The sequence below is a fragment of the Niallia endozanthoxylica genome, from assembly GCF_008710145.1.
Lineage (GTDB): Bacteria > Bacillota > Bacilli > Bacillales > Cytobacillaceae > Bacillus_BD > Bacillus_BD endozanthoxylica.
Genome location: NZ_VYKL01000068.1, coordinates 1 through 2,633, shown reverse-complemented (window position 1 = coordinate 2,633; position 2,633 = coordinate 1). Strand labels below are relative to the sequence as shown.

The 2,633-nt window shown below is 40.2% G+C and carries 1 protein-coding gene; it reads right to left on the bottom strand.

What is annotated here, in order from left to right; genetic code table 11:
- Positions 1-103 precede the first annotated feature (103 nt).
- Positions 104-1,903, bottom strand: coding sequence for a group II intron reverse transcriptase/maturase (ltrA, locus tag F4V44_RS26495; RefSeq protein WP_150442979.1), 1,800 nt, complete (start codon positions 1,901-1,903; stop codon positions 104-106).
- Positions 1,904-2,633 lie beyond the last annotated feature (730 nt).

The following is a 2,633-nucleotide window of genomic DNA, read 5'->3' as shown; positions in this document are numbered from 1 at the left end:
TAATACCGATAGGTAAGGCTTTGATGCTATCTCTACCTTTTCCCCCGGTCCACACCGTACGTGAGAGTTTCCCCTCATACGGCGTTCCATCTTTCGTTAACTTTTAACTGATAGGTTCTAAGTTACACTTTTTACGATATGTGTTGATCCGTCTTAATTGCCTTTTGTCAGGATTTATAGACTTTCGGTATTTTTCAATCGTTTGACTGTCAGTTGCGTGGATTAGCCTATGGACAAACTTGTTCAGTATTCTTAGGTTCCTGAAAGTATCGGTTCCTCCTAAGCTAACAGGTACGTAGTGATGACAGTGTACGAGTTCGGCAGGCACAAATCCACCTGTAATCTCACACTTTCCACTTTTCATACTGTATCGACTGATTCTGTTGTCGAAGTATTCCACGCTTTTATTGGGGATGTTGGATTCCATTAGTTTCCTTATTTCCGGCATGAGTTCATCTTTTAACTTTTGATAGATTAGTTTTCTACCATCGGTAGTGTAGGGAATCAGTTTTGGGTTATAGTTTGCCGCCCAAAAGTTTTTAATATCCCCTATTGGGTATAGATGCACCCCACTTATTTCAAAGGTATTGTATGTTTTCTTATAATACCTTTCATAAGTAGGCGAAGGATTTTTAGGTTTTCCGAACTTCCCTCTATCTCTCAAACGTTTACGAAGGGTGTAAGCTAAACGGTGTGCGATTTCATGGAAATCTATGCTTACGTGAGTAGCAATTCTGCTATAGCTGTGGATACCGAGTACCCAACTGTTGAAGAGTTGAGCGTTTTTGGCTGTAGGAGCGTTCCTCAATTGCTTGATTCTTTCCCTACCTTCCGCCACGTACTTCTCCTTCTTTTTCTTGCTGATCTTAGAGTTTGCCACTCTTTTCTTGCCTTTCAGTTCAGCCTTTATAGAGAATCCAAGAAATTCAGATTCCCGTTTCCGTAAGTTAATCACTTTTGATTTTTCTGGTGATATATCGAGTTTCAACCTATCTTTGAGATAGAGTTTGACAGCGTGATACCATTTTTGAGCCGATTTCCAATCCTTGCAGAGTATCTTGAAGTCATCTGCATACCGTACTATGAAACCTTCTTTGAGCTTACCTTTTCTAAGGAAGCGGAACATAGCACTTTTAGAGCAGTAACTTGTTCTGGAAGGGAATGCTTCCCATTGACTTGCGATCCATTGATCTAAGTCGTTCAGGACAACATTTGACAATAAAGGGGAAAGTATCCCGCCTTGTGGTGTTCCTTTGGACGGTACACCTTCTTTGTCAATTTCGGCTTTTAGCATTTTGCTAATTATGCATAGTACTTTTCTGTCTTTTATTCCAATGTTCCATAACTGTTTAATTAGCAGTGTGTGATTAACATTATCAAAGAAGCCTTTGATGTCGATGTCTACTACATAATGCAATTTGTTATGGTTAATCAAATGGTTTACCCTTGCGACCGCATGGTGCGTGGAGCGTAATGGTCTGAATCCATATGAATGATTATAGAATCTTGCTTCACATATTGGTTCGAGAACCTGTTTGAAGACTTGTTGTATGATTCTGTCACTCATACTTGGAATCCCTAAAGGGCGTTTGTCTCCATTTGGTTTTGGAATGAAAACTCGTCTTACTTTCATAGGCTGATAGTTTGAAAGGCGTTTTTGAATGAAGGAAACCAACTCTTCTTCTGTGAAGCCTTTGAAATCGTTGATGGTTCTTCCATCCGCACCTGCCGTATGCGACCCTTTGTTTGTTTTGATTGTGCGGTAAGCAAGCAGGATATTTTCTCTTGATGTGATAATGTCATATAGACGTTCAAAAGATTGTCCATACTTACTTTCCTCATATAATCTGTCAAACGTATCAGTCATACTGTAGTAATCCCAATATCGTAATTGTGCTTGCATAATGGATCACTCCTTTCCCGGAATGATTTCCCATTTTCTTACTCGATCCTTGCAATGAACTTTTTAGAATATCAGTTAAGTTTCGAAAGACTTGGGGCTATTCCTCCACTGCCATTACAGCAATTTCCACGGTTCATGCCCCTTCTCTCACAAAGACAAATGCACTTCGGCAAATGAAGCCTTATAGCAACCATCTGAGGGTGACAGCCCTTATAGCATGATGTTCTTTGCTTTCCTTGTTCCTCTAATTCTATCTGTGCATATATCCGTAGGCGGTTCCTTTGGACCTGTAGGTTTTATCAGCACCATTGTTTGCCGGACGAATTTCATAGGAGTCATCTTACTCTTCGTCAACCTACCTCGTATGTGACGAGTAATGCCTTTCGACATTATCACGGTATAGACCCTTTCATTCGGAACTTTGTCAGACATTGATTTTAGTCATTCTCGCCATAGATATTTTATAGACACCCGGTTTATCAATTACATCCTTTACCGCTAAAAGAGTTTCGTATGACGGTGTTGCTATCATTTACGGTAATCTTCAACCGACTTTACCTGGCTTCGTACCTTCATCCTTTCTGTCATGATGAACGCACGCAGGAATCTTAGTGTGGTCGCTTCGGAGAACATGGTTTCCTCATTTCAACCATCGAATTAGAAGTTAGATTATCGAATGAGATAATCCCTGCATTTCCTACTTTCGTAGTTATTGCAGAACAAGTCACAC

Excerpts from the sequence above, each read along its gene's own strand:
- ltrA (WP_150442979.1), bottom strand. The coding sequence starts at position 1,903 with ATGCAAGCACAATTACGATATTGGGATTACTACAGTATGACTGATACG.